We start from the raw sequence: 3001 nt of genomic DNA on the forward strand, positions 1-3001 counted from the left end.
TCCACGGTGAAGGCTACCGTTTCTGCGGTAACTTAGAAAACTAACCTGCGACCTCGCGGTTAAATCCAATAAAAGCCAGATCCTCGGATCTGGTTTTTTTATTGCTGCAACAGCATCAATGCCCACCAAGGCTTATCACGGACAAATCGCTTAAGACTCAACCCCATGACGACCCACGGCAACATGACCGGCTGCAAATATGCCGTTTCGCAGATAACCCCTATTCATACGCTGAGCAGGCAATGCCAGCGTGAGGCCTAAGCCTCACGCACATTGCCTATTGCTCACGCTTATTTAGGGCGTGCGTTTAAGCTGTTTATCGAGGAAATCGGCTAGCGAGCGATATAAATGATTACGCACTTTCTCGCCACGCATTGAATGTTTAGACCCCGGATAATCAATCATCTGGAACAGTTTGCCTTCGTCCTGCAACGCCTTATAGACGCGAGTACTGTTTTCAAACAACACGTTATCATCGGCCATGCCGTGGTACATCAAGAGTCCCGATTGATAGTTTTTCACATAGGGGAACACGCTACTGGCTTCATAGCCCTGTGCATTGGTGTCGGGATGGGCTAAATAGCGCTCGGTGTAATGAGTGTCATACAAACGCCAGTCGGTGACGGGTGCGCCCGAAATGGCCGCTTTAAAATAATCCGGCGCCTTAAATAAACTCATCAACGCCATATAACCGCCGTAGCTGTGGCCATAAATCGCCACATTATCGCGATCGACAAAGGGTAAGCTGCGCAGATAATCCACCCCTACCTTTTGATCGTTCACTTCCGCCTCACCCAAATGACGATAAATCACTTGCTCAAACTGGGTGCCTCTGTGGGCACTGCCGCGGTTATCCAGCTGGAATACCACATAACCTTGCTGAACTAAGTATTGGGTAAAGTAATCCTGCTCACTCCAGCTATTGGTGACCAACTGCGCATGTGGGCCGCCGTACACCCGCACGACCACGGGGTATTTTTTCCCCGCATCGAAGGGCACAGGTTTAAAGAGGCGCGTTTGCAAGATTTGGCCATCTTCGGCTTTAAGCTCTTTAAACTCAGGCAGTTGCCAAAGCCCGGCATAATCATATAACGGATGCCCCGCGTTGACTTGATTTTGTTCGACCCAAGCCAAATGTTGGCCCTTATCGCCGCGCAGGCTGACCTGCGGCGGTTGAGATAAACTATTGAAATAATCTAGATACACGCTTTGGTTATCGGCAAACACCGGATCGTGCATCCCCGCCTCGCTGCTCACCCGCTCGATTTTACCGCCCGCTAGCGGCACACGATAAAGGTGTTTTTCGATGGGGGTATCTTTACGGCCAGTGAAATACACCCAACCTGCGGTTTCATCAATATATTCCAGCTCATCGACCGCCCAAGCGCCCTTGGTCAATTGCGTCTTAAGTTTACCTTTCAAGTCAAAAAGATAGAGATGATTAAAACCATCCCGCTCCGAGGCCCAAATAAAGGCCGATTGTTGCTTTAAGAAGTGCAAGTCATTATTGAGATTTACCCATGCCTCGCTGCGTTCTTTAACTAGGGTTTGCGGTTTGGTCAGCGCATCGAGGGCCACCAGTTGTAAGTCTAATTGTTGCTGATCGCGGCTCTGCCACTGGAAGGATAAATGCTTGCTATCCGGCAACCAATCAACCCGTGGCAGATAAATATCCTTATTCTTATCATCGCTCTTTTCGTCGCGCAGGCTCACCCAATTGATCGCTTTATTGTTCAGGGTAACGACGCCAAGCTGGATCGCGACGTTATTTTTACCCGCCGCCGGATAACGCTGCTCAGTGAGTTTAATGCCATCGGCGTAGATTTCATTGCGGGTGACGAGCTCAACGCCAGACTCATCGATGCGAGTAAAGGCAATGGCCGACTCATCGGGCGCCCACCAGTAACCCGTCATGCGATCCATCTCTTCTTGGGCCACAAATTCTGCCATGGCATTTTTAATCGCCCCGCCGCCGTCCGTGGTCATGGCCTCAAGCTTTTTGGTTGTAAGATCCAGCACATACAGATTTTGATCCCGCACAAAAGACACAAAATTGCCCTTAGGCGATAAGCGCGCATCGGTGGCAAAGCCTTCCCCAATCGGTAGTAAGCTGACGCTGTTATCCACCAAGGAAAAGTAATACAAATTGCCCGAGGCGGGGATCAGCAGCGCCTTGCTATCGTCCGCCCAAAAATATTCCATAATGCCTTCGCCATAAATCCGTTGGCGTTCGCGGCGGGCCTTTTCTTCATCGGACAATTCCTTGTTCGCCAATTTATCGGCATTGAGCAACAGACTCGATGCTCCAGTCTTAACCTCCATTTGCCAGAGATCGTAAACGTTTTGGTTATCTTTACGTCCCGCAAGATAGGTGACCCTTTGACCGTCGGGAGATAACTTTAATCCACGAGGGCTGCTGCCCGCCAAGGCGGGAGAGGCATGCATACGTTCAATCGTGAGCGGTTTATGGCCGCCATCGAGGCCATAGGCCGGGGTAAGAGATATCATAGCCAGCGGACTCATTATCAGTAAGGAAGCGGTGCACCGCTTAAGGGTGTGGGTAAAGGACAAAGCTAACCTATTTGTAGTCATTATTATTCCTTGGAAGCCTAAAAGCCTAGAGCAAGATCCGCATATTACGGTTCCAACAGCAAAACGCATTGTGCCAGAGGCCTCCAGCAAATTGAATGAGCGGCAATAGGTGCTAACACATTAATTGAAGAGCGAGGCCAAGGTGCCAGTGTTAACTCAAACTTTTATCTCAACCTCATAGCCAACAGATGGCCGGCGCAAACCTGTTAGCCATTAGCCTTGGCTCACGGAGAAGCCAAATCGCCCGCTTGTGGCGCCAAGCCTTAAACCCATGGGGCGATTAAATCACTAAAAGCCTTAACAACATCGCTGAAATTGCCGCGTAACTACGCTATCATTCGCGGCAAATAATAAACTGACCTCATACTAAACCCCTAAAGGATATAAGATGCAGACGCTTGCCCAGCAC

The 3001-nt window shown here is 49.8% G+C and carries 1 protein-coding gene; it reads right to left on the reverse strand.

Annotation, left to right across the window (positions count from 1 at the left end):
• Positions 1 to 294: 294 nt before the first annotated feature.
• The gene (locus ACRCZA_RS15535) at positions 295 to 2592 is read right to left on the reverse strand and encodes a S9 family peptidase (RefSeq protein WP_438675298.1); all 2298 of its coding nucleotides are present in this window, start codon (positions 2590 to 2592) and stop codon (positions 295 to 297) included.
• Between the last annotated feature and the right edge of the window lie 409 nt (positions 2593 to 3001).

Origin of the sequence: Shewanella sp., from assembly GCF_051658185.1 — a bacterium.
Lineage (GTDB): Bacteria > Pseudomonadota > Gammaproteobacteria > Enterobacterales > Shewanellaceae > Shewanella.